Here is a 21,273-nt window from a genome sequence, read left to right on the forward strand (position 1 = left end):
TCAACCATCATGCAGCATCAGCAAGGATCACTCGGTGTCATCATGCTTGACACCGGCTTTCCGCGTCCGCCCGGAGATGTCGGCAATCCGGCATCATGGGGGATGCCGGTAAGGTTCAAGAAGGTAAGCGGAGCGTCGCCGGATAAGATCATTCGTCAGGGTGGCGCCGGGTTGATCGAAGACTTCGTCATTGCGGGTGAAGCCTTGATCGCTGAAGGCTGCAGCGCGCTGGTGACGTCTTGCGGTTTCATGGCACGCCACCAAAGCGCGCTGAGTGCAAAGCTTTCGGTGCCGATTGCGACCTCCAGTCTGCTTCAATTGCCAATGGTCCGCACGGTGATCGGACAGGAACGCAAAGTGGGTGTGATCACCTATGACGAAGCGAGCCTTGATGATGCGATCTTCGCTGCCTGTGGCGCCGACATCAGCACGCCACGAATTGGCATGCCAGACGGTGGAGCCTTTCGTGAACTGATTGAAGGCGGTGGAACTTATGACCACGCTGCGCTTGAAGCTGAAATCATACATGCGGCGCGAGAGTTGAAGTCGCGCGAACCCGACCTTGGTGCTGTTGTTCTTGAATGCACGAACATGCCGCCATTTGCTCAAGCCGTCGCAAAAGCCTCTGGCTTGCCGGTATTCGATGTTCTGTCGCTTGGACATTGGCTGTTCAGCTCAACGTCTTCCCGTGCCGTTGCCGGGATGTCAGAAAGAGTGAATTAATGGACTATCAATGGGACTTTTCCGGCCTTTGGCAGTATCGGGGATTATTCCTTCAGGGACTTGGCTACACCGTTGGTTTCACGGTTATCACTGTGATTTCCGGCATTCTTGTTGGAACGGTTTTTGCTCTCGGCAGGCTTTCCGGCAACAAGATCATAACCGTCCCCATCATGACGGTCGTTGAGATATTTCGCTGTACGCCGGTGCTGGTGCAGCTTGTCTGGTGCTATTACGCGCTTCCCATGCTGATTGGCTTTGAAATTTCGCCTGCCATGGCGGCTTTCATCACGCTTACCTTCTATGGCGCTGCATTTTATGCAGAAATCATTCGTGGTGGTATCGTTTCCATTGATGCGGGCCAATGGGATGCAGGGCGTGCAATCGGCATGCGCCGCGGCCAGCTCATGGGCAAGATCATTCTGCCACAGGCACTGCGTCGCATGGTGCCGCCGCTGGTCAACCAGTCCGTGCTTCAGCTCAAAAACACATCGCTTTTATCGGTTCTTGCTGTGCCTGACCTTCTTTATCAGGGCCAGCTTGTCACCTCGGCAACCTATCGCCCGCTTGAAACCTACACCCTGATTGCAGTGCTTTATCTCGCCGTTCTCTTCCCTCTGACACGGCTCGCTCATGGACTGGAAGGCAGGCTGAAATGATGAACCGTATCGAGCGAACCGTCATTGTGGAGATAAGCCATGAGCGCTGAACCGATGATCGAAGTACGCGGGCTGAAAAAGTCGTTCGGCGAAATCGAGGTGCTGCGCAATATCAGCCTCACAGTCGAGCGCGGGCAGGTGGTAGGGCTTATCGGGCCAAGCGGTTCCGGAAAGTCGACACTGCTGCGCAGTCTCAATCTGCTTTCATTGCCTGATGCCGGTTACATCGCAATTGGTGATCAGAAAATAGACTTCTCGTCCGGGAACGTGTCACTCAAGGACAAATATCTCGCGGCGTTCCGTGCCAATACCGGCATGGTGTTCCAGAACTTCAATCTGTTTCCGCATATGAGCGTTCTCGATAACGTTATGATCGGACCGGTCAGTGTTCTCAAACAGGACAAAAAGGCTGCCCGCGAGCTGGCCATGGAACTGCTGGAAAAGGTCGGCCTTGCCGCCCGTGCGGACGCCAGACCAGAACAGCTCTCAGGCGGTCAGAAACAGCGTGTTGCGATTGCAAGGGCGCTCGCAATGCGCCCCGATGTGATGCTGTTTGACGAGGCAACATCGGCTCTCGATCCGGCACTTGTCGGTGAAGTTCTGGCGGTCATCCGGCAATTGGCCGAGCAGGGCATGACGATGATCCTTGTGACCCATGAAATGGCGTTCGCTCGTGATGTCGCCGACAAGGTCATCTTCATGCAGGACGGTTACGTCGTTGAAACCGGCGACGCTCGTCAAGTGATCAATGAGCCGCGCGAAGCTGCAACCCGAGAGTTCTTAAGCCATTTCCATGGCGGTCTCGTATAAATGCGCGCGCAGAACGGATAAATGTCATGACAGGCAATGTTATTGTCGTTGGGGCTGGCATTATCGGCTCCACCACCGCTTTGCGGCTCGCTGAAGCCGGTCTGAAAGTAACGCTGTGCGACGGCTCAGAACCGGGTGGTGAGCAAAGTGCAAGCTATGGCAACGGTGGCTGGATCAGTCCCGCCTCGATCATTCCCATGAGTATGCCGGGCCTGTGGCGACAGGTCCCCGGATTTCTGCTTGATCGCAACGGGCCACTGACCCTTGACTGGAAATCGGTGCCTAGGCTGACACCATGGCTTCTGCGTTTCCTGCTTGCTGGCGCCACAAAATCGCGGGTGACAAAAACTGCGGCTAAGCTCAACTGGTTGCTTCATGATGGGCCGAAACGCCACCTTGAGCTGGCCAGCAAGACCGGGCAGGAACATCTCATCGTGCAGAAAGGCCTGCTTTACGCCTATCCTGATCGTGCAGCCTTTGAAGCTGAAGCGCTTAGCTGGCAGCTGCGCCGTGATAACGGCATTCTGTTCGACGAATGGCAGGAAGCAGAATTGCGCGAACGTATCCCTGCTCTTGGGAGAAACTATCGTTTTGCCATTCATGTGACGGAAGGCGCGCATTGTCTTGATACCGGAGGTTATGTTGCGGGTATCGCGGCGCAGGCTGAAAAAGCCGGTGTTCGCTTCATCCGAAGAAATGTCGTGAGGGTCCTCACCGGCGTTTCGCCGCGTATTGTGCTCGATAATGATGAGAGTATTGCCGCCGATCACATCGTGCTGGCAGCGGGTATTCATTCTGGGCGTATCATGCACGATCTCGGCATGCATGTGCCCATGCAAAGCGAGCGCGGCTACCATGTAACCTTGCCGATGGCCGAGCTTCCCTTTGATATCCCGATCATGCCGAGCACCGGGCGAATGGGAAATACACCAACCAATATGGGACTGCGACTTTCCGGCCAGGTTGAATTGGCAACTGTGGAGAAAGCCCCGGATTGGCGACGCTCGGAGGTGCTGCTTAAGCACGCATTGGCGAGCTATCCCGACCTGGCAAGGCGGGATCTGCAGAATCTCAAACTCTGGATGGGGCACCGGCCATCACCTGCCGATGGGATTCCGGTGATTGGAAAACTAACTCAGCATCCGGGAATTATCGCAGCTTTCGGCCACGGCCATATCGGGATCGCTGGGGCCCCCAAAACGGCCGATATGGTGCTCGATGAAATCAACAACTTACCTTCCGAAAGCGCTCGCGCCTTCTCGCCAGTTCGTTTCGGCTGTTAGAGCGGTTCCAGTTAATATTGAACAGTTGGAACTGCTCTATCTTTTTGTTTTTACGCATTATCCTTACGCAAAACCGCTTCGCACTTTTGCTGGAAATGCTTTGATTATCCTGAATTCAAAGGAATGAAACTATGATGCTCAAAGGTGGCTACACCAATTATGGCCAGCAGATCGGCGTGCTGATGCTGGACACGATTTTTCCTCGTCCTGCTGGCGATATCGGCAATGCGCTGTCCTATGATTTTCCTGTGCGTTACAAGACTGTAAAAGGTGCGCATGCCACACGCATTATGGGCAACAATCCTGATCCAAAACTCATCGAACCCTTCATTGATGCGGCACGCGAACTGGAAGCGGAAGGCGTGCGCGCCATCACCACGAGCTGTGGCTTTCTTGGGCCGTTTCAAAAGGATATCGCGGCAGCGGTCAACATTCCGGTCTTTACTTCATCCTTGATGCAGGCGCCGATCATCCACGCAATGCTGGCGCCCGGCAAGGTGATTGGCGTCTTTACCGAACGCGCGCATCACATGAATGACGAACATTTCAAAGGCGTTGGCTGGTCATCTGAGGTCATTCCCGTGCAGGTGCAGGGGATGAAGCAGAATGCTGAATTTCCGCAGACCTATATTGAAGGCCGCGATTATCTTGACACGGAAGTGCTGAAGGAAGAGATGCTGGAAATGACGCGGGAGTTCATGGCAAGCTGTGAAAATCCCGGCGCGATCTTGTTTGAATGCACGAATATGTGCCCGTTTTCGTCCTATGTGGCTGCTGAATCCGGTTTGCCGGTATTCGATATCAACACGCTGATCAATACGTTCTATCTCGCAGCCAATCCGCGTCGCTATCTCTAAGTTCAACCCGACAATCAATAAAGTCAGCGATTCAGACGTAGTGCTTGATGCCATGATAATTGCCCTTAACATGGCATATAACATTAGCTCAGACTGAAAAGCCCCGGTTTTGTAGACAGCTGCGATTAGTGTTTCTGCTTTTCGAATTCGACGTTTGACCGCATCCCGTTCCTGATGTGGTTGCGTTTCGGATGGTAAAACATTTTGATGTAATCGAAAGCGTCCGATCCCTGGTAGAAAGCGGTATAGGTAAGATGTCAGTTGGCTTCCGTGAAGCTATCGCGCATTGCACGCAGGATGATGATTGCGGAAGCCGCACCGGGATCGACATGCCCAAGCGAGCGCTCGCCCAGCCGGGCAGCTCGACCCCGCGTAGCGACCATTGAGCGGGTTGAATCCGTACCTTTTTCGGCGACTTCGAGAATTTTGCTCCACATTTCCTGGCTGGCCAGATTGTGTGTTCGCGCGTCGATGGCTACCTCCATCGCTGGTATCCATGCATCCAACATGGTTTTATCGCCGCGTTGGCCCTTTCCTCGTTCCTGAATGCCACGTGTCATCGCCTCTACGATGATGGCTTGTCCCCCAGTATCGAGGGCTTCATGTGATTTAAGCGCTTTTGATGCATGACGGAATGCTGTCGCATAAAGTGGTCCGGTTGATGCACCCACGGCATCGAGAAAAGCGGATGCTGCAGTAGTGAAAATATCGGAGGGCAGTGCTTTCTCGAGATCCATTTTTGCGAGTGCACTATTCACCGCTGAAAAGCCGAGAGCCATCGTGATACCGTGATCCGCGTCGCCGATAGCTCCGTCGAGATCGGAAAGTCGCTCTTTCTCCGCCTGCATGGAAAAGGCGATGAGCTGAAACATTCGGCTAAGACGACGCGCTGCGGCTTCCTGCATTTTTACCTCCCAGATGATCTGGAATTCATGATCCGCCGGAGGCGGCATTAGTCAGTTGATCCGAAGAAAAGCCGTATCGCAAGGGTGTGATAGGAGACCGGACAATTCCTGGTCGAGATGCATGATGGATATGGATGCTCCATTCATGTCCAACGATGTACAGTAATGGCCGATCCAGTTGGCTTCGATTGTTATTTGTTTAGCACTTAAGCGTTGTTCGACACGTCTGAACAGGATGTACAGTTCCATGAGTGGCGTTGAACCGAACGAATTTACGAGCACTGCCACCCTGTCTCCGGGTGACGCATTCATCTCACTGAAAATCCGATCCATGATGTGATCAACAATAGCGTCGGCTGGCATCATTTTTTCGCGGATAACGCCCCGTTCGCCGTGAATACCCATGCCGATTTCCATTTCCTCGGCACCGATTTCAAAATTGTGGCGTCGCGTCTGAGGCAAAGAACAGGGCTCCAACGCGACACCCATCGTATAGGTGCGCCGATTGGCCTTGCGTGTTACCGCCTCGCACGCCTCAAGCGACATGCCCCGATCACAGGCTGCACCTGCCACCTTGAAAATGAAGAAGTTACCCGCGACACCGCGACGGCCATCGCGATCCTCTATGGGGGAAGAGGATATGTCGTCTGTCGTCAGAACGGTGCGCGTCGGAATAGCAACTTCTTGCGCCATTTCGGCAGCCATCTCGAAGTTCATGACGTCTCCGACATAATTACCGTACACGAAGAGCACGCCTTCTCCGCCGGAGGCCGCCTTGGCACATTCAAGGATTGGGGCCGGCGGAGGGGAAGAAAAGACATTGCCGATAGCTACGGCATCGGCAAGACCTTTGCCGACATAACCAAGAAAGCAGGGTTCATGTCCTGACCCACCGCCAATTACCAGGCCAACTTTTCCCTGGCGCGGACCCTGACGTGCGACGAGTGCACGTTTCGATTCCTTGATCGGAGCAAGATAGGATCGGTGCGCTTTGATGACACCGTCAAGCATTTCCTCGACGACATCGTCTGGGCTGTTCAGAAATTTCTTGATATGCGTACGATAATGGCTGGACACATTGACTGTCGGTTCTGCACGCAGCTTCTGGGAAAGCTTGCTGTCGATTTCTGTCACGCCGTCCGCATTGAGAATGCCGCGCCCTGTCGCAGCATCAGTAATCAGAACATTGACATAGTCGCCTCGCAACGCTGCAAGAATTGCCGGTACCTTGTCGAAGCCACCCGCAACGGCGATACGCATGTCGATGTTTTGCAGCATTTCGAGCGTGATACCGATGGTCCTGTCGTCAAGTGGTCCGGACACGGGCTGCCCATAAGAATCGATGAAGCGTCCAGCCACGACGCCGACGGCATTCTTGGTGAGATAATCCTGTATAGAGACGCTCTCAAAAAAGCCGCTGGTGTGAATTGTCGAATTTGGTCGTAGCGAAGAAATGCCGAACAGTGCCTTGTTCGCATGATTGAGCGCCTGAAATTGCTCCGCAATAATCGGTTCTCCGATAATCGCCGCTTTTACATCAGGACTGGATACGATGGCAGGCGCGGTGATGTTGACGAGGTGTGCATTTGTCGCCCGGGCCATGGCGGCCGCGCATAGTTCGGGGGTGTAAGCAAAACTGGCGCGCGTTCCGCCCGTCGCCTGTACGACGGTCACATCCTGCAGGTTGGATATGCGAGTATTTTCGGCGATCGCGAGAACTGTTCGTCCCCAGGCTACAGTAAGCGTGTCTCCCGATTTCAGAAGCTTGGCGATGGCTTGCGCTGCGGCTGTCCCGAGCCGGTCAATAAGAGTCTGTGCACCGTCGTCATTGGGCACCACCAGACAGTCATTCAAACCGAAATGACGCTTGAGTTCCTGCGCGATTGCAAGAGAACTGAGGCGTGCGGGTTCGATCGAGATATTGACGATGCCACGGCTACGTGCATCTGCCAAATAGCTGTTCACCGTGGCTCGCGAAATTCCCATGATTTCGGCGATTTCGCCTTGCGTGCGTCCATCTTCGTAGTAAAGCCAGCAAGCCCAGACGTAAGGATCGTCACCATATCGCAGTGGAATGCCATCAGTCGGGACCACCTGCCCGATTTTGCTTGCGGTTGTTTTTCCGTTTGACGCCATCTTGTTTGCACTAATTCCCGTGGTTTTTCCTTCTATCTGCCGGCTTGTCCTGCAATACAATGTTTTTGTTTGTTTCCTACCGGATTCAATCTGCCGGAGAACGGATCGGCCCGGTTTCGCGACAGTGCGCCAAATCTATTTGAATGTAGATGCTCGTATTACTGCAATCGTTCCCGCGCACCGTTGGAAAGCTCTTTAAGGATGATCGCGCATGAGGTCGCTCCGGCATCCAGCACGCCCAGTGATCGCTCGCCAAGACGACTGGCGCGACCGATTTTCGCCACCAGATCAATTGTGGAGTCGCGGCCTTTCTCCGCGGCAGCAACCAGAGCTTCGAGTGCCTCGGCAAAGGTTTTTCCGGCAGCAGTGGCTTCATCGAAGGCTTCGACCGCTGGCACAAGCGTATCCAGCAAGGTTTTGTCACCAACCTTGGCAGAACCGATGGACTGAATGCCCTCCAGTCCGGCATGAAGCATACGGCTGAAAGCAGCGGCATCGATATTGTCGATCCCATCGATTTTTTCTGCAAATTCGGTGAACATAACACCATAAAGTGGCCCCATCGAACCGCCGATCTCGGTCATGAGCACCGTGCCGAGCGTATCGAGGGAAGCAGCCAGCGCTTCATTCTTTCCCTTCAGGCGTTCAGCAGCCATGTTGAAGCCCTTGGCCATGTTGACGCCGTGATCCCCGTCGCCGATTTTCCCATCAATTTCACTGAGATAGGCGCGATTTTCGACAATCCGGTCGGCCATTGCGAGTACAATGTCTCCGGCTGTTGCGTTATTAAGTGTTTGCACAGGTCTCTTCCTTACAGAATGATGGTGCACTGCACTTCGACATCGAGCAATTCCTTCAGCTCGCTGTCCAGCGCCATGACTGTCAGCGTTGCTCCTACCATTTCAAGTGACGTGAAGTAGTTGCCGATATAGGTGCGATGGATTTTCAGGCCGCGTTTGGTAATTTCCGACTCAATCGTATCATTCAGAATATAAAGTTCGTTGAGCGGTGTTGCACCGAGACCTGAAATGAGAACGGCGACTTCGGTACCTTCTGCCAGTGCATGATCGTCAAGCACGATCTGGCACATGTCTTTTGCTACCTCGGCAGCAGACTTAAGCGGCTCAACCCGCACGCCCGGTTCGCCATGATGACCAATACCGACTTCCATTGTATCCGGCGCAATCTCGAAATTCGGATGTCCGACTGCGGGCAATGTGCATGGGCCGAGACCAACACCGATTGAGCGGCAGTTGTCGATGGCCTTCTGAGCTGTTGCGCGAACTTCTTCGAGCGTGGCTCCGGTTGCCGCTTTTGCACCGCCAACCTTCCACATGAATATCTCGCCAGCGACGCCGCGACGTTTTTCACGTTCATCGACCGGGGCTGAGCAGACATCGTCATTAGCGACAACAGTGGCAACTTCTATACCGTCTTTGGCGGCAAGTTTCGTGGCCATCTTCACGTTCATGTTGTCACCGGCATAATTACCGTAAAGTACGACAACACCTTTGCCGCCATTAGCTTCGCGGATTGCGTCATGGAAGCTCTTGGCAGTGGGGGAGGAAAACAGTTCACCGACCGCTACAGCGTCAAGCATGTTCTTGCCGGTATAACCGATGAATGCCGGTTCGTGACCGGAACCGCCGCCGGTGACGACACCGACTTTGCCAGCGATAGGGGCGTTTCTGGCGACAATGACACGCGGGTTTTCTGCAAGTCGAACGATGTCGGAATGAGCTTTGACAAAGCCCTTTACAGTATCCTCAACGACTTCGTCCGGATTGTTGATGAAGCGCTGCATGGTATCTCCTATAAGGTGAATGAGCGCCGGGCTCAAAGAATGGTATAGCCGCCATCGACCAGAAGATCGGCGCCCGTAATCATGTCTGCTCCAGCTGAGGCAAAGAAGACTGCAGCGGCGGCGATTTCTTCCGGATATGCGAAGCGCCCAATCGGAATGCGTTTCTTTGCGGCCTCACCCTTTTCGCCAGCCCATGCTTTCTTGCCAAGTTCGGTGAGGACGATGGTGGGGGAAAGCGTGTTGACGCAGATGCCATATTTGCCCCATTCGGCGGCAAATGTCTTCGACATGCCAATGACGCCGAACTTAGACGCGCAATAGGCGACATGCTCTTCAATGGCCACGGTTCCGGCCTGGGAAGCCAGGTTGATAATCTTGCCACCCTTGCCTGCCGCAATCATGGTGCGACCAACGGCCTGAGTGACGAGAAAGCTTCCCTTGAGATTGATGTTGATCGTCTTGTCCCAATAGTCGAGCGATATATCTTCCGCCGGAGCCAGATAGACCACGCCTGCGCTGTTGACCGCAATATCGATAACCCCGAGTTGTTCGATAACGCTGGCGATCGCATCGTTGACCGATTGCTGGTTGGAAACATCGCAAACGAAGGGCTTTGCGTTTTCGCCAAGCTCCTCGGCTTTGGCTTTCGCTATGTCGGCACTAATGTCCAGCACAGCAACTTTAGCTCCTTTGGCAATGAAAGCCGTGGAAATTGCAGCACCAATGCCAGAAGCGCCTCCGGTCACGATGGCAATTTTTCCGGTGAGTGGAAAGTTCAGGTCAATTTGGGGAGCTTGATCGGACATTTTTGCCTCGGAGTTCTGGATTGTGAGCCTGATGGCCCGGCGCGTTCATGACACTTTTCATGAGAGGGTGTGCCGGGCCGCCCAGACAATTTTACTTGCGGCTTTCCAGGAGCTTGTCGACGTTCTCAGCCGTCACCGGCGTCCATGGAACATTGTAGTTCTTGTCCTTGCCGTCGTTGAAAGGCATATCGGGATATTGGGCCCAGATATCGGACTGAGGTTTGTAGTCGCCCTTCTTGGCGTGGAAGATCGCGAGGTCGAGGGCGCCTTGCGCCTGAGCGTTCGCGTCCTGCAGGATGGAGGTCATCGTGCCTTCCTTGACAGCACGCAGTGCATCGGTAATGCCATCGATGCCGGCAATGGAAAAATCGCCCACTTTGAGATTGGCGGCTTTGATCGCTTCGATTGCACCCAGTGCCATTTCATCGTTTTGACCGATCACGCCGTTGATCTGGCCGGGATGAGCCGTCAGCCAGTTCTCCATTAGTGTCTGGGCCTCAGCGCGAGACCAGTTTGCGGTCTGGTCCTCGAGAACTTTCACGTCCGGGCATTCGGCAAGAGCCTTCTTGTTACCTTCCAGACGGGAAATCTGTGCGGACTGCCCGATCGGGCCTTCCAGAATGACGACATTGCCTTTGCAGCCGATCTTGTCGAGAACGTTCTTGGCTTCCATATAGCCCGAAATCGTATCGTCGGAGCCGACATAGGCGGCAAGCAGCTCGGAGTTGACGCGGGTGTTCGAGCCGACAACCGGAATGCCTGCATCGCTGGCTGCCTGAACGGCCGTAGCACCCGCTTCGATGTCAATAGGAACGAAGATGATCGCATCGAATTTCTGCGTGATCATCGTGTTGAATTGTTCCTGTTGCACGAGAGCGTCGTAACGTCCGTCGAAGATGGTCAGATCGACTTCTCCGTTCTTCACGGCAGGGTGTTTTTTCAGCGCTTCGGACCAGACCTGCATGAATTCAGCATTGAGCCCGTATGGTGCAGCGCCGATCTTGAGTTTCTTGTCCTGCGCCAGAGATGGTGTCACCATCAGTGCAGATGCTGCGGCAAGCGCAATGAGAAGTTTCTTCATTTCATTCTCCTCCTTTGATAATTGGCCCCGTTTGGGCGGCACGTTTGTTGTTACAAGTCAGGGTAGATTACGCATTTTGGTTGCGCTTTTGGTCAAGCATGACTGCGCCGACGATCAAGGCGCCTTTCAGAACCTGCTGGTAGTAGGACTGGATGCCCATCAGATCGAGGCCATTGTTCATGACACCAATGATGAGTGCGCCGATGAGCGTTCCGGTGATGCGGCCGACGCCGCCGGACAAGCTGGTGCCGCCAATGACGACCGCCGCGATGGCGTCGAGTTCATAGCTGATACCGGCCTGCGGGAGGGCGGAGCCGGTGCGAGCTGACAGGATCATGCCTGCAAGACCTGCAAGGCCGCCGGAGATGACGTAGACCGAAAAACGCACCCGGGAAATATTGATGCCCGATGTATTGGCAGCATGGGGATTGCCGCCGACAGCATAGATATAGCGCCCGAACCGTGAACGGTTGAGGATCCACCACGATGCCAGAAAGACGACGGCGAGCAAAATAACCGGAACCGGAATACCCAGTATGTTTCCGGTTCCGATCCAGCGGAAATCCGGGATGAGAGCAGGCACCGGCTTGCCACCGCCATAGATGAGCGTCAGGCCGCGCGCAGCGGAAAGCATGCCCAATGTCGCGACAAAGGCTGGAACCGCGAAGCGCGAGACAATCGTGCCGACGAGCGCGCCGCAGCCAACGCCCACCAAGAGGCCAACGGGAATGGCTATGAATGGCGAATAGGGAGCGCCTGCAACACCTGCAGTCGCCGACGTGGTTGCAAAGCTGGCGCTGACAATACCGGCTAATGCCACCACCGAGCCAACGGAGAGGTCAATGCCACGCGTCAGAATGACGAAGGTCATGCCAATGGCGAGAATGCCGTTGATCGAGGTCTGTAGCAGGACGTTGGAGATATTGCCTGCTGTCAGGAAATACTGGTTGGAGAATGAGAGGATCGTAACCAGGAGCAGAAAGGCGATGAATATGCCATATTCCTGGATGACCAGTCTGCGACGTTCGGAGCCAAACCAGCTCGTCGATGAATTGTTTTCTGTGGTGGACACTGTTCTACCTCTCTAGAACGAAACACGGTGCTTTTGGGGTGGCTTTCATGTCGAAAGATGCACCAGCGACTGCGCGTCCGTTTCCTCCCTGCGAAAAATGCCTGCCGACTGTCCACTGCGCATGACCATGATGCGATCGGACATGCCAAGAACTTCATCAATCTCGGAAGAGACCATGATGACGGTCCCGCCTTCAGCGGCAAATTCACAGATGATGCGATAAATTTCCTGTTTTGCGCCGACATCGACGCCGCGTGTGGGTTCATCAAGCAGCAGAACGCGTGGTTTTCTCAGGAACCATTTTCCCAGCACGACCTTCTGCTGATTGCCTCCCGAAAGGCCGGAAACGGGCATCGTATCGCGCGCGACCTTGATCCTGAACCGTTCGATCATGTCTCTGCTGGCGGATGTTTCCTCACGCTGGTTCATTGCAAAATGCGGACTCATCTCGGGAAGACTGGCAAGGCAAATATTGTTGCGAACGCTGTCATCAAGGTTAAGGCCGGTCAGCTTGCGATCTTCTGTCACAAAGGCCAGTCCCAAAGCCATGGCATCGGAGGGTCGCCGGACGGTGACGGGTTTACTCTCAAGTCTGATTGCACCCTGGGAGGCTTTATCCAGCCCGAAAAGACAATTGAATATTTCTGATCGGCCAGATCCCATCAATCCGTAAATACCGAAAATCTCGCCCTTATGTGCTGTAAAGGAGATGTCGGTTATCTTGCCGGGCGCACTAAGGCCGGAGACCTCAATGCCTGGTATTTCAGTTGGTGCATTGGTCTTGATATATTCGTCGCCCAGCTCCCGTCCGACGATCATACGGATCAATTCGGCACGGGTAATGCCATCGAGATTGCCGCTATCTATATAGCTGCCGTCGCGAAACACAGTATAGGTATCGGCGATCTGGAAAATTTCCGACAGGCGATGCGAGACATAGACGATACCTTTTCCGCTCGCTTTCAGGCGCTCTATCGCGGCAAAGAGATGTTGCGCTTCTTTTTCGCCGATGGCCGAAGTCGGCTCGTCCATAAAAATGACTTCCGCATCGTGGCTGAGCGCCTTGGCGATCTCGACGAGCTGAACCTGGGCAACAGACAGGTTCATCATGAACTGGTTGGCACGGATATTGAATTCGAGCTGATCTAGAAGTTTCTGAGCATTTCGGTTCATCGTCTTGAAGTCGATTCCGCCGAAGCGACGGAGCGGCTCGCGACCGAGATAGATATTCTCAGCGACGGTCATATGCGGAACCGGACTTAATTCCTGCTCGATAATGGCGATCCCGGCCTGAAGCGCTTCAGCGGGACTGGAATAAACAACGTCTTTTCCACGTCGCCGGATGTGACCGTCGTCGCGGGTATAAATCCCCATCAATATCTTCAGGAAAGTGGATTTGCCTGCACCGTTTCCACCGCACAGTGCGTGCACCGAACCGGCTCGCAACTTCAGCCGTCCATCCCGCAAGGCGGCAACGCCACCAAAGGACTTCTTGAGTCCTTCTACTTCCAGCAGAAATTCCAATGCAGTTCCTCCGTTGGCAACAGTTAGCGCCGTCGCCATTTTGACAATATTCGATAAATGATCGACAAATGTCAACCCATGCGGTATGAAAGTAAAAAGAAGGGGAGAAACGCTGGCCTTTGATAACCGGGCTAAGGACTGGGAGGCATGAATGATCGTTTCTATTCAATTTGTTAGCGCAGTTCTGCGCGCTTGTTAGGCTTCGACAGAGCGTGTTGCTATGTGCTCGGCTGTTTCAGCCTGCAGCTCCATTTTTAGAGGATCTCGTTGAATGGGGGAAACATATTGACAAGAGACAAAAGTGACTGACAAATGTCAAAAGTGAGTTTGATCTTCAAGTCATAAGACTGTCTGGAGGCGGCAGGGTTTGATGATCAAAGAGGTGCTTCGATAGCGGGAGGATGGACGTGTCATCGAATAGCCTGGATCGACAGACGCTATTTCTGGCGTTGATCAATGTTGCTGTTCTGGCAGCGGGCGGCTTTCTGGCCGGCTCCAATTTCATGGACAGTTATAATCTGCAGTCGATGGCTTCACAGGTTCCGGAGTTGGGACTTCTTGCGCTGGGGGTTATGCTGGCGATGATTTCCGGCAATGGCGGGATCGATCTGTCCGGCATAGCGCTAGCAAATCTCGCTGGCATTATCGCGTTCTTACTGACACGCCATTACATTCCGGCTGCTGATGCGCCTTTGCTGTTTTCATGGGTATTCGCTGGTTTAGCGCTCGTTGTCGGGCTGGTTGGCGGCATTATCAATGGGGTTGTAATAGCCTATGCACGCCTGACTCCGTTGATCGCTACGCTTGGGACACAGCTTCTTTTTACCGGCATAGCCGTCTATCTCACTAACGGTTCAGCCGTCAGCATGGGTTACATCGAGCCGCTGGATAATTTCGGCAACATGCCCATTCTCGGCATTCCCATGTGTTTCGCGCTATTTCTGGTTATCGCTGCGGCGCTTTCATTTCTGCTGAAATATACGCCTTTTGGCGTGAAACTCATGCTGCTCGGAAGCAACGCCAAGGCGGCGCGCTACGGTGGTATCAATGAGAAACGCATGCTCCTCATCACCTATACGCTGTGCGGCCTGCTCGCGTCCGTTGCGGGAATTATCATCGCGGCACGCAACTCGTCCGTAAAGTGGGATTACGGTGGGTCTTATGTGCTGATTGCTATCCTCATCGCCGTTCTTGGCGGCGTCAAGCCGGAAGGTGGATATGGCAAGGTGATCTGTGTGTTGCTGGCTGCAACCGCGCTGCAGATTCTCTCAAGCCTGTTTAACTTCATGAACATTTCGAATTTCTTCCGCGACCTCGCTTGGGGTGTTCTGCTTCTCGCGTTGCTCGCATCGGCACGCGTGCACTTGGGTTACTGGTTACGACCAAAACGACAATAGAAACAAAGCCGGCAACTTCGAGATGAAGGACGCTGGCAAACACCTAAAGAAACAATCTGCTTATATTCATGGAGGAGTCATATGAGCATGTTTTCCAAACTAATAGCTGGCACAATGCTTGCCAGTACAGTCGTAGCAGGGGCGGCATTTGCCCAAGACAAGCCCACCATCGTGACAGTGGTCAAGGTTACCGGCGAAAACTGGTTTACCCGTATGAACGAAGGGGTTGATGCTTATGGCAAAGATAATCCCAACGTGAGCACCAGCCAGGTCGGACCCGCAAAAGCGGATGCCGCCCAGCAGACCCGTATTATCGAAGATCTCGTCGCCAAGAACGTCTCAGCGATTGCGATCGTGCCTATGGACCCATCAGCGCTTGAAGGTGTACTGCGTCGCGCTTCGCAGCGTGGTATCAAGGTCATCACCCATGAAGGCGATAGTCTGGTCAATACGGACGTCGATATCGAAGCCTTCGACAACAAGGCTTTCGGCGCACGCATCAACGAAAAGCTTGCTGAATGCATGGGTAAGTCCGGTAAGTGGACTTCTTTCGTTGGATCACTGGGCAGCCTGACTCACAATCAGTGGGTTGATGCTGGTGCAGAAAACGCCAAGCAATATCCGGACATGGAGCTGGTGGCGGAAAAGAACGAGTCGTTCAACGATGCCAACCGCGCCTATGAAAAAGCCAAGGAGATTCTCCGCAAATATCCGGATATCAAGGGCTTTCAGGGATCCTCTGCCATCGATGTGATCGGGATTGGCCGCGCTGTCGAGGAGGCCGGTCTTCAAGACAAGACATGTGTGTACGGTCTCGGTCTGCCAAAAGATACCGGCCCATATCTGGAAAGCGGCGCCGTCGACCAGATCTTCTTCTGGGATCCGAAAGACGCTGGCTATGTCATGAACAAGGTCTCCGATCTCGTTCTGAAGGGCGAGGAGATCAAGGATGGTATCGACCTTGGTGTACCGGGTTACGAGAAAATGACTGTCATCAAGGGACCGGGCAAGGGCATCATCATCCAGGGGCAGGCCTGGGTCGATGCGGACAAATCCAACTACAAGGACTTCCCGTTCTGATCGAATAATAACGCACCAAAGCTGACTTCCGGGGCCGACCACACTACGGCGGTCCTGGAAAGAATATTCGATAATTTCAGGAATTTGCCATGCACGCCGTCAATGCCACGACACATCCTGTACCACCGTTTCTTGAGGTCAGAAACGTCAAGAAATCCTTTGGCGGCGTGAAGGCACTGAAAGACGTCAGTCTGACGATCGAAGCCGGACAAATCTACCATCTGATGGGAGAGAACGGTTGCGGTAAGAGCACGCTGATCAAAATCCTCTCGGGTGCGCAACCTGCCGATGAGGGGCAAATACTGATTGATGGTGAGGTTATAGGCTCGCGTGCTGGCGATCTCGGCGCCATAGGAGCCCTTCGCGCCGGGATCGAAACCGTCTATCAGGACCTGTCGCTGCTTCCAAATCTTTCCGTTGCGGAAAACGTGGCCTTTACCGAACAGCTTGTTGAAGCCTCTGGGCGCCTTGCTCGCCGATTGAACGTTTCCCTTCTGAATGAAACAGCGCGACGGGCGCTTGCCGAAGTGCACCTACCAACCGACAAGGCGTTTCTTTCGCGCCGAACCGACACGCTACCGCTGGCGACCCGCCAGCTGATTGCCATTGCACGCGCCGTTGCGTCCGAAGCGCGTCTCGTTATCATGGACGAGCCTACGACATCGCTGACGCGTCAGGAAGTTGAAAATCTGTTGCACGTGGTAGAACGCCTTCGCAACAAGGGTGTCGCGGTGTTGTTCGTCACGCACAAGCTTGATGAATGCAAATTGCTTGGCGGACGTGCAATTATCATGCGCGACGGATTGAAAGTGGCCGAACTTGACGTCGCTGGGCATAGCAAAGCGGAATTCAGTCATTGGATGACGGGTCGCGAAATTAGCCAAACGCGCTATCGCACCGAGCCCAAGCTGGGCGAAGTCATGCTCGAAGTTGAAAAGCTTGGCGACGGTGAAGCCTTTCAGGATGTCTCATTCAGTCTCAGAAAAGGCGAGATACTCGGTGTCACGGGACTGCTGGATTCTGGTCGTAACGAGCTTGCGCTTGCTCTTGCTGCCGTCAAACCGGCAACGAATGGTAAGGTACGCTTGAACGGGCGCGAAATCGCACCACAATCGACGGCACAGGCCATTGAATATGGCATCGGTTATGTGCCGGAAGATCGGCTGACGGAAGGCCTTTTCCTCGAAAAGCCCATACAGGATAATATCACCTTGCCGATCCTCGATCGGCTGCGCAATGCACTAGGCATCATCAGTGATCGTCGCGCACGCCGTGTTGCGGAGGAAAGTGTCGCGGATCTTCAGATTGTAGCGCCGGATGTCACCATACCGGTACAGTCTTTATCGGGGGGCAATCAACAGCGCGTTTTGATCGGTCGCTGGCTGACCATTAACCCGCAACTGTTAATTCTGCATGGGCCAACAGTCGGGGTTGATGTCGGTTCGAAAGATACGATCTTCCGCATCATCCAGCGCCTAGCCGATGATGGCATGGGCGTCATCATCATCAGCGACGACCTGCCGGAGCTTCTGCAGAACTGTGACCGCATTCTCATCATGCGTCAGGGCCGTATTGTTGCAGCACATGCTGCCGAAGACCTGACCGAAGATGCCATCTACCAATCCATGGCCAGCACGTCGAAGGAGGTGGCACAATGACCGAGATCGTATCAGCCAACGTTACGGACAAAGGTCAGCCCGGTATTGGTGCGCGGCTCTGGGATATGATGGGCCGCAGGCCTGAAATGTTCACGCTTCTTTTGATTATCGTGACCTGCGTCGTCGTGATCGCAGCCAATCCTGATTTCCTGCAAATGAGCAATATCGTGGATATTCTACGCGCTTCCGTCGTGCGCGGACTGTTTGCGATGGGCGTGCTGGTCGTGCTGGCTTCGGGCGGGATTGACGTCTCGTTCACCGCAATTGCAGCCTTTGTGATGTACGCTCTTACCATGCTGGTTACGAACTGGTTCCCCGAAATGCCGATGACGATCATTCTGATCCTTGCGGCAATTGGGGGGGCTGCTTTCGGTGCGTTGAACGGCTTGCTGGTCCAGAAGCTGCAGGCACCTTCGCTTATCGTCACCATCGGCACGCAATACGTGATCCGCAGCTTTCTGCTGACCTTTGTCGGGACCGCGCTGTTCATGAATATTCCGGTGGCGATGGATGCATTTGGCAAGGCATCACTCTTCACCCATCATGCATCGAATGGTGTAGTCTCCGTTCTACCGGCGACGGTTCTGGTTCTTGTGGCTGCTGCCCTCGTGACGTGGTTCATTCTTGAGCGGACACTGATGGGACGCGCGATTTTTGCGGTTGGCGGCAATCCGGGCATTGCCGAAAGACTGGGTGTCAACCTTTTCCGTGTGCGTATTTTCGTCTTTGCTTATGCGGGCCTTCTAGCCGGCATTGCGGGCGTCGTGCACGTTTCGAGTAATCGTCTTGCAAATCCTTTTGACCTTGCAGGTATGGAGCTTGAAATTATCGCCGCCGTTGTGCTGGGCGGAGCGCGTATCACAGGCGGTTCAGGCTCAGTGATGGGGACGTTACTCGGCGTGCTTCTCATCACGATTGTCAGTAATGTGCTGATTTTTGTTGGCATTCCAAGCACGCTGCAGCTCGCTATCGTAGGTATTTTCATTCTGCTTTCTGGCACAATCTTTGCTTTGCGTGATCGCGGCTGAAACCAAAATAATCGCGCTTTGGCTTAAGCGCTCTTGATGCGGTCTTGTGCATTTTCTGGGAGGTTTTTCATGTCACACGATGTGTCGGTCGTCGGGCTTTATATTCTTGATGTGCTCGGTCGGCCGGTCGATGCGATTCCGCCAGGCGGAAATGTTGAGTTTATAGATGAAATCCGGTTGACCGTTGCAGGCACCGCCGGCGGTACGGTGGTGGACCTAGCCAAACTCGGTCTCAACTGTCTGGCTGTGGGTGCAGTTGGCGACGATGAGAAGGCCGATTTTGTTATCGCGACGCTACAACGTTTTGGGGTCGATACGGCACAGATGCAGCGTCTTAGAGGCGTGCCAACATCATCGACGATTCTGAATATCCGCCGCAACGGCGAGCGCCCGGCTTTGCATGCACGTGGTGCATCCGATCATTTCGAGATCGCCGACGATGCGCTGGATGCAGTGCTGGAACCACCGATCATTCACCTGGGAGGTACCGGCCTGCTGGCAAGGCTCGACGGCGAACCGAGCCGTAAGTTGCTTGCTGAAGCAAAGGCGCGCGGAAGGACGACAACCTTCGATCTGCTTGGCGCGAATGATGGCACGCTTGACCTTATCGCTCCACTCTTCCCACATATCGATTACTTCATGCCGTCCATCGAGGAAGCGAAGCAGATTTCGGGGGCAGCGGATGCCGAAGGCGCGGGAGCATTCTTCCTCGAACGCGGTGTGAAGCATTGCGTGTTCACGCTGGGTGGCGACGGCGTCTGTTTCATGGACGCATCGGGAGAAATCGTGCGTCAACCTGCTTTCCGGATTGAGGTTGTTGACACGACCGGATGCGGTGATGCTTTTGACGCCGGATTCATTACAGCATTGCGTCGCAAGATGGACTTGAAAACTGCTTTGAATTTCGCTCAGGCGTCCGCAGCGCTGGTCGCGACGGGACTCGGTTCAGATGCGGGTATCCGTTCGTTCGATGATACGCTTGCGTTCATGAACACAGTGCCTGTTCATCAATAAACTGACGGATGGTGGGCCGGTCGAAAATCGGCTCGCCCTCTAATCGGCAAGAAGCTGTTCGGCGGCGTCCATATCAGTAACCAGATGCGTGGCGTAACCACCCTTTAGAACAGCGCGGATCGCTTCGACCTTCTGGACTCCACCCGCAACGCAGAGCCTCGTTGGCACACCACGCAGTTCATCCAGTTCGATGCCGATAACGCGCTGGTCGAATTCGCGGACGATTTGGTTACCGTCGCGATCAAGAAAGCGGCATATCAGAACCGCTGCGGCCCCCTCACGAGCATAAGCATCAATCTCTTCATTACTGGTCACATCGGCGATGCGCATCGTGCTGTCGGCGGCCAGGCCGCCGACACCGAACACAATTATATTGGCCTGGCCGATCAGTTCGAACTGTCGTTGGAGTACGGGTTCGCTCATAAGGGCATCCCGTAGCTTGGCCGTGCTCAGTACTGCCGGAGCCAGCATATTGACGCTGGTCGCTCCCATGTTTCGCGCCATGATCGATGTGCAAAGCTCTGCGGAAAACTCTCTTTTGCCGATGGAGGAACCAGTGACCTGCACTACGACCACCCCTTCCATGGCTTGCGGCAATGAAATAGCGTCGGCGACGGCGAGTACTGTGCGTCCCCATGAAACACAGATGGTTTGGCCTGGCTTGACTATGCGTTCCATCAAACGTGCACCACCTGCGCCCAGCGTTTTCAGACGCGTTTCTGTCGTGAATGATTTTTCCGATGGAATGACGAGCACTTCCGACAATCCAAACCGCGCAGCCAATTTACGTGCGATATGCGTGCGTGTCGCGATTTCAGGATTCATCAGAATGCGCACAACGCCTCTTTGTCGCGCTTCCTGCAGATAGTTAACTATGGTTGCGCGTGAAACGCCAATCATCTGTGCAATTTCGTTCTGGGTCAGCTGGTTCTCGTAATAGAGCCATGCCGCCCAGATGATGGCGTCATCGAACTCGGCCGGGATGGCATGCGCAGACGGTGTTTGAGCGCCCGATGTCATACTCGTTTCCTACTGTCTCTGTTGTGACTGAGTTGCACAGAAAAATCTTTCGATCAACACGACAAACATACGATCTGACTAATGTCAAATGATGATGCCAATTGTGTTTGAGAGTAAGAAGAATATCCATAAGACATTGTTATACAACATAAAAAGAAAATCTCTTATGAAGGAATCTATGTGTTCGCACTTCAATGTGTGGGTCAGTAGTTAAGGAAACTGTAGATGAAATCAAATTGGTGACAGGCAGACTTCGACAGGATTGTCAGCTCACGAAAAGGCGAGGGCGGCTTCTGGTATGACAAGCGGCGATGCGCCTCCCAGTGTTAGCTGGTCTACGAAGCTTATGGATGCTTTCAAATCGCCCAAACATGAAGCGATGGGCTTCATGTTTGTCGCGGGCTATCGGCTTCTGTGTC

At 54.0% G+C, this 21,273-nt stretch carries 19 protein-coding genes; 10 read left to right on the forward strand and 9 right to left on the reverse strand.

Annotation, left to right across the window (positions count from 1 at the left end; all coding sequences use genetic code 11):
- The first annotated feature begins 9 nt into the window (after positions 1-9).
- The 5 genes from FG152_RS00485 to FG152_RS00505 all read left to right on the forward strand — a co-directional run bounded on the left by FG152_RS00485 (position 10) and on the right by FG152_RS00505 (position 4,329).
- Positions 10-723 carry an aspartate/glutamate racemase family protein gene (locus FG152_RS00485; RefSeq protein ID WP_010659257.1) on the forward strand — a complete coding sequence of 238 codons (714 nt, stop codon included), beginning with the start codon at positions 10-12 and terminating at the stop codon, positions 721-723.
- Entirely contained in the window at positions 723-1,379 is a 657-nt protein-coding gene (locus FG152_RS00490; protein WP_010659256.1) for an amino acid ABC transporter permease, read from the forward strand. Before FG152_RS00485 ends, FG152_RS00490 begins: the two co-directional genes overlap by 1 nt.
- A 39-nt stretch (positions 1,380-1,418) precedes the next feature.
- On the forward strand, positions 1,419-2,189 hold the full coding sequence (locus FG152_RS00495; protein WP_010659255.1) for an amino acid ABC transporter ATP-binding protein: 771 nt from the start codon (positions 1,419-1,421) through the stop codon (positions 2,187-2,189).
- 26 nt (positions 2,190-2,215) lie between these two features.
- Positions 2,216-3,472: an NAD(P)/FAD-dependent oxidoreductase gene (locus tag FG152_RS00500; protein WP_036577570.1), complete on the forward strand. Its 1,257-nt coding sequence runs from the start codon at positions 2,216-2,218 to the stop codon at positions 3,470-3,472.
- A 131-nt stretch (positions 3,473-3,603) separates the two neighbouring features.
- On the forward strand, positions 3,604-4,329 hold the full coding sequence (locus FG152_RS00505; RefSeq protein ID WP_010659253.1) for an aspartate/glutamate racemase family protein: 726 nt from the start codon (positions 3,604-3,606) through the stop codon (positions 4,327-4,329).
- Positions 4,330-4,586: 257 nt separating this feature from the next.
- On the opposite strand, the gene dhaL (FG152_RS00510) is transcribed toward FG152_RS00505, so the two are convergent.
- From dhaL (FG152_RS00510) to FG152_RS00545, 8 genes are all read right to left on the reverse strand, one after another.
- Positions 4,587-5,234 (reverse strand): dihydroxyacetone kinase subunit DhaL, encoded by a 648-nt coding sequence (dhaL, locus tag FG152_RS00510; protein ID WP_010659252.1) that lies wholly within the window; start codon positions 5,232-5,234, stop codon positions 4,587-4,589.
- Positions 5,235-5,285: 51 nt separating this feature from the next.
- Entirely contained in the window at positions 5,286-7,370 is a 2,085-nt protein-coding gene (locus FG152_RS00515) for a bifunctional sugar-binding transcriptional regulator/dihydroxyacetone kinase subunit DhaK (RefSeq protein ID WP_166942301.1), read from the reverse strand.
- 158 nt (positions 7,371-7,528) lie between these two features.
- Entirely contained in the window at positions 7,529-8,170 is a 642-nt protein-coding gene (gene dhaL / locus FG152_RS00520; protein ID WP_010659250.1) for a dihydroxyacetone kinase subunit DhaL, read from the reverse strand.
- Positions 8,171-8,181: 11 nt separating this feature from the next.
- Positions 8,182-9,174, reverse strand: coding sequence for a dihydroxyacetone kinase subunit DhaK (locus tag FG152_RS00525; RefSeq protein WP_010659249.1), 993 nt, complete (start codon positions 9,172-9,174; stop codon positions 8,182-8,184).
- Between the two features lie 32 nt (positions 9,175-9,206).
- Positions 9,207-9,980: an SDR family oxidoreductase gene (locus FG152_RS00530; protein WP_010659248.1), complete on the reverse strand. Its 774-nt coding sequence runs from the start codon at positions 9,978-9,980 to the stop codon at positions 9,207-9,209.
- Between the two features lie 91 nt (positions 9,981-10,071).
- Complete coding sequence (locus tag FG152_RS00535; protein ID WP_010659247.1) at positions 10,072-11,061, reverse strand: substrate-binding domain-containing protein; 990 nt, start codon at positions 11,059-11,061, stop codon at positions 10,072-10,074.
- A 67-nt stretch (positions 11,062-11,128) separates the two neighbouring features.
- Positions 11,129-12,133 carry an ABC transporter permease gene (locus FG152_RS00540; RefSeq protein WP_010659246.1) on the reverse strand — a complete coding sequence of 335 codons (1,005 nt, stop codon included), beginning with the start codon at positions 12,131-12,133 and terminating at the stop codon, positions 11,129-11,131.
- 45 nt (positions 12,134-12,178) lie between these two features.
- Entirely contained in the window at positions 12,179-13,657 is a 1,479-nt protein-coding gene (locus tag FG152_RS00545) for a sugar ABC transporter ATP-binding protein (protein ID WP_010659245.1), read from the reverse strand.
- Between the two features lie 407 nt (positions 13,658-14,064).
- Between FG152_RS00545 and FG152_RS00550 the strand changes: the two genes are divergently transcribed.
- The 5 genes from FG152_RS00550 (at position 14,065) to FG152_RS00570 (ending at position 19,834) form a co-directional block, all read left to right on the forward strand.
- On the forward strand, positions 14,065-15,054 hold the full coding sequence (locus FG152_RS00550; protein ID WP_010659244.1) for an ABC transporter permease: 990 nt from the start codon (positions 14,065-14,067) through the stop codon (positions 15,052-15,054).
- A gap of 81 nt (positions 15,055-15,135) precedes the next feature.
- Entirely contained in the window at positions 15,136-16,134 is a 999-nt protein-coding gene (locus FG152_RS00555) for an autoinducer 2 ABC transporter substrate-binding protein (protein ID WP_010659243.1), read from the forward strand.
- Positions 16,135-16,223: 89 nt separating this feature from the next.
- Positions 16,224-17,792: a sugar ABC transporter ATP-binding protein gene (locus FG152_RS00560; protein ID WP_010659242.1), complete on the forward strand. Its 1,569-nt coding sequence runs from the start codon at positions 16,224-16,226 to the stop codon at positions 17,790-17,792.
- Positions 17,789-18,820 carry an ABC transporter permease gene (locus FG152_RS00565; protein WP_010659241.1) on the forward strand — a complete coding sequence of 344 codons (1,032 nt, stop codon included), beginning with the start codon at positions 17,789-17,791 and terminating at the stop codon, positions 18,818-18,820. Before FG152_RS00560 ends, FG152_RS00565 begins: the two co-directional genes overlap by 4 nt.
- 69 nt (positions 18,821-18,889) lie before the next feature.
- Positions 18,890-19,834 carry a carbohydrate kinase family protein gene (locus tag FG152_RS00570; protein ID WP_010659240.1) on the forward strand — a complete coding sequence of 315 codons (945 nt, stop codon included), beginning with the start codon at positions 18,890-18,892 and terminating at the stop codon, positions 19,832-19,834.
- A gap of 39 nt (positions 19,835-19,873) precedes the next feature.
- Here the strand turns inward: FG152_RS00570 and FG152_RS00575 are convergent, their stop codons facing one another.
- Entirely contained in the window at positions 19,874-20,854 is a 981-nt protein-coding gene (locus FG152_RS00575) for a sugar-binding transcriptional regulator (RefSeq protein WP_010659239.1), read from the reverse strand.
- Between the last annotated feature and the right edge of the window lie 419 nt (positions 20,855-21,273).

The organism is Ochrobactrum sp. XJ1, from assembly GCF_024701725.1.
Classification (GTDB): domain Bacteria; phylum Pseudomonadota; class Alphaproteobacteria; order Rhizobiales; family Rhizobiaceae; genus Brucella; species Brucella anthropi.

Coding starts and splice junctions, on each gene's coding strand:
- FG152_RS00485 (WP_010659257.1), top strand. CDS start 10: ATGCAGCATCAGCAAGGATCACTCGGTGTCATCATGCTTGACACCGGC.
- FG152_RS00490 (WP_010659256.1), top strand. CDS start 723: ATGGACTATCAATGGGACTTTTCCGGCCTTTGGCAGTATCGGGGATTA.
- FG152_RS00495 (WP_010659255.1), top strand. CDS start 1,419: ATGAGCGCTGAACCGATGATCGAAGTACGCGGGCTGAAAAAGTCGTTC.
- FG152_RS00500 (WP_036577570.1), top strand. CDS start 2,216: ATGACAGGCAATGTTATTGTCGTTGGGGCTGGCATTATCGGCTCCACC.
- FG152_RS00505 (WP_010659253.1), top strand. CDS start 3,604: ATGATGCTCAAAGGTGGCTACACCAATTATGGCCAGCAGATCGGCGTG.
- dhaL (WP_010659252.1), bottom strand. CDS start 5,234: ATGCAGGAAGCCGCAGCGCGTCGTCTTAGCCGAATGTTTCAGCTCATC.
- FG152_RS00515 (WP_166942301.1), bottom strand. CDS start 7,370: ATGGCGTCAAACGGAAAAACAACCGCAAGCAAAATCGGGCAGGTGGTC.
- FG152_RS00525 (WP_010659249.1), bottom strand. CDS start 9,174: ATGCAGCGCTTCATCAACAATCCGGACGAAGTCGTTGAGGATACTGTA.
- FG152_RS00530 (WP_010659248.1), bottom strand. CDS start 9,980: ATGTCCGATCAAGCTCCCCAAATTGACCTGAACTTTCCACTCACCGGA.
- FG152_RS00535 (WP_010659247.1), bottom strand. CDS start 11,061: ATGAAGAAACTTCTCATTGCGCTTGCCGCAGCATCTGCACTGATGGTG.
- FG152_RS00555 (WP_010659243.1), top strand. CDS start 15,136: ATGAGCATGTTTTCCAAACTAATAGCTGGCACAATGCTTGCCAGTACA.
- FG152_RS00560 (WP_010659242.1), top strand. CDS start 16,224: ATGCACGCCGTCAATGCCACGACACATCCTGTACCACCGTTTCTTGAG.
- FG152_RS00565 (WP_010659241.1), top strand. CDS start 17,789: ATGACCGAGATCGTATCAGCCAACGTTACGGACAAAGGTCAGCCCGGT.
- FG152_RS00570 (WP_010659240.1), top strand. CDS start 18,890: ATGTCACACGATGTGTCGGTCGTCGGGCTTTATATTCTTGATGTGCTC.
- FG152_RS00575 (WP_010659239.1), bottom strand. CDS start 20,854: ATGACATCGGGCGCTCAAACACCGTCTGCGCATGCCATCCCGGCCGAG.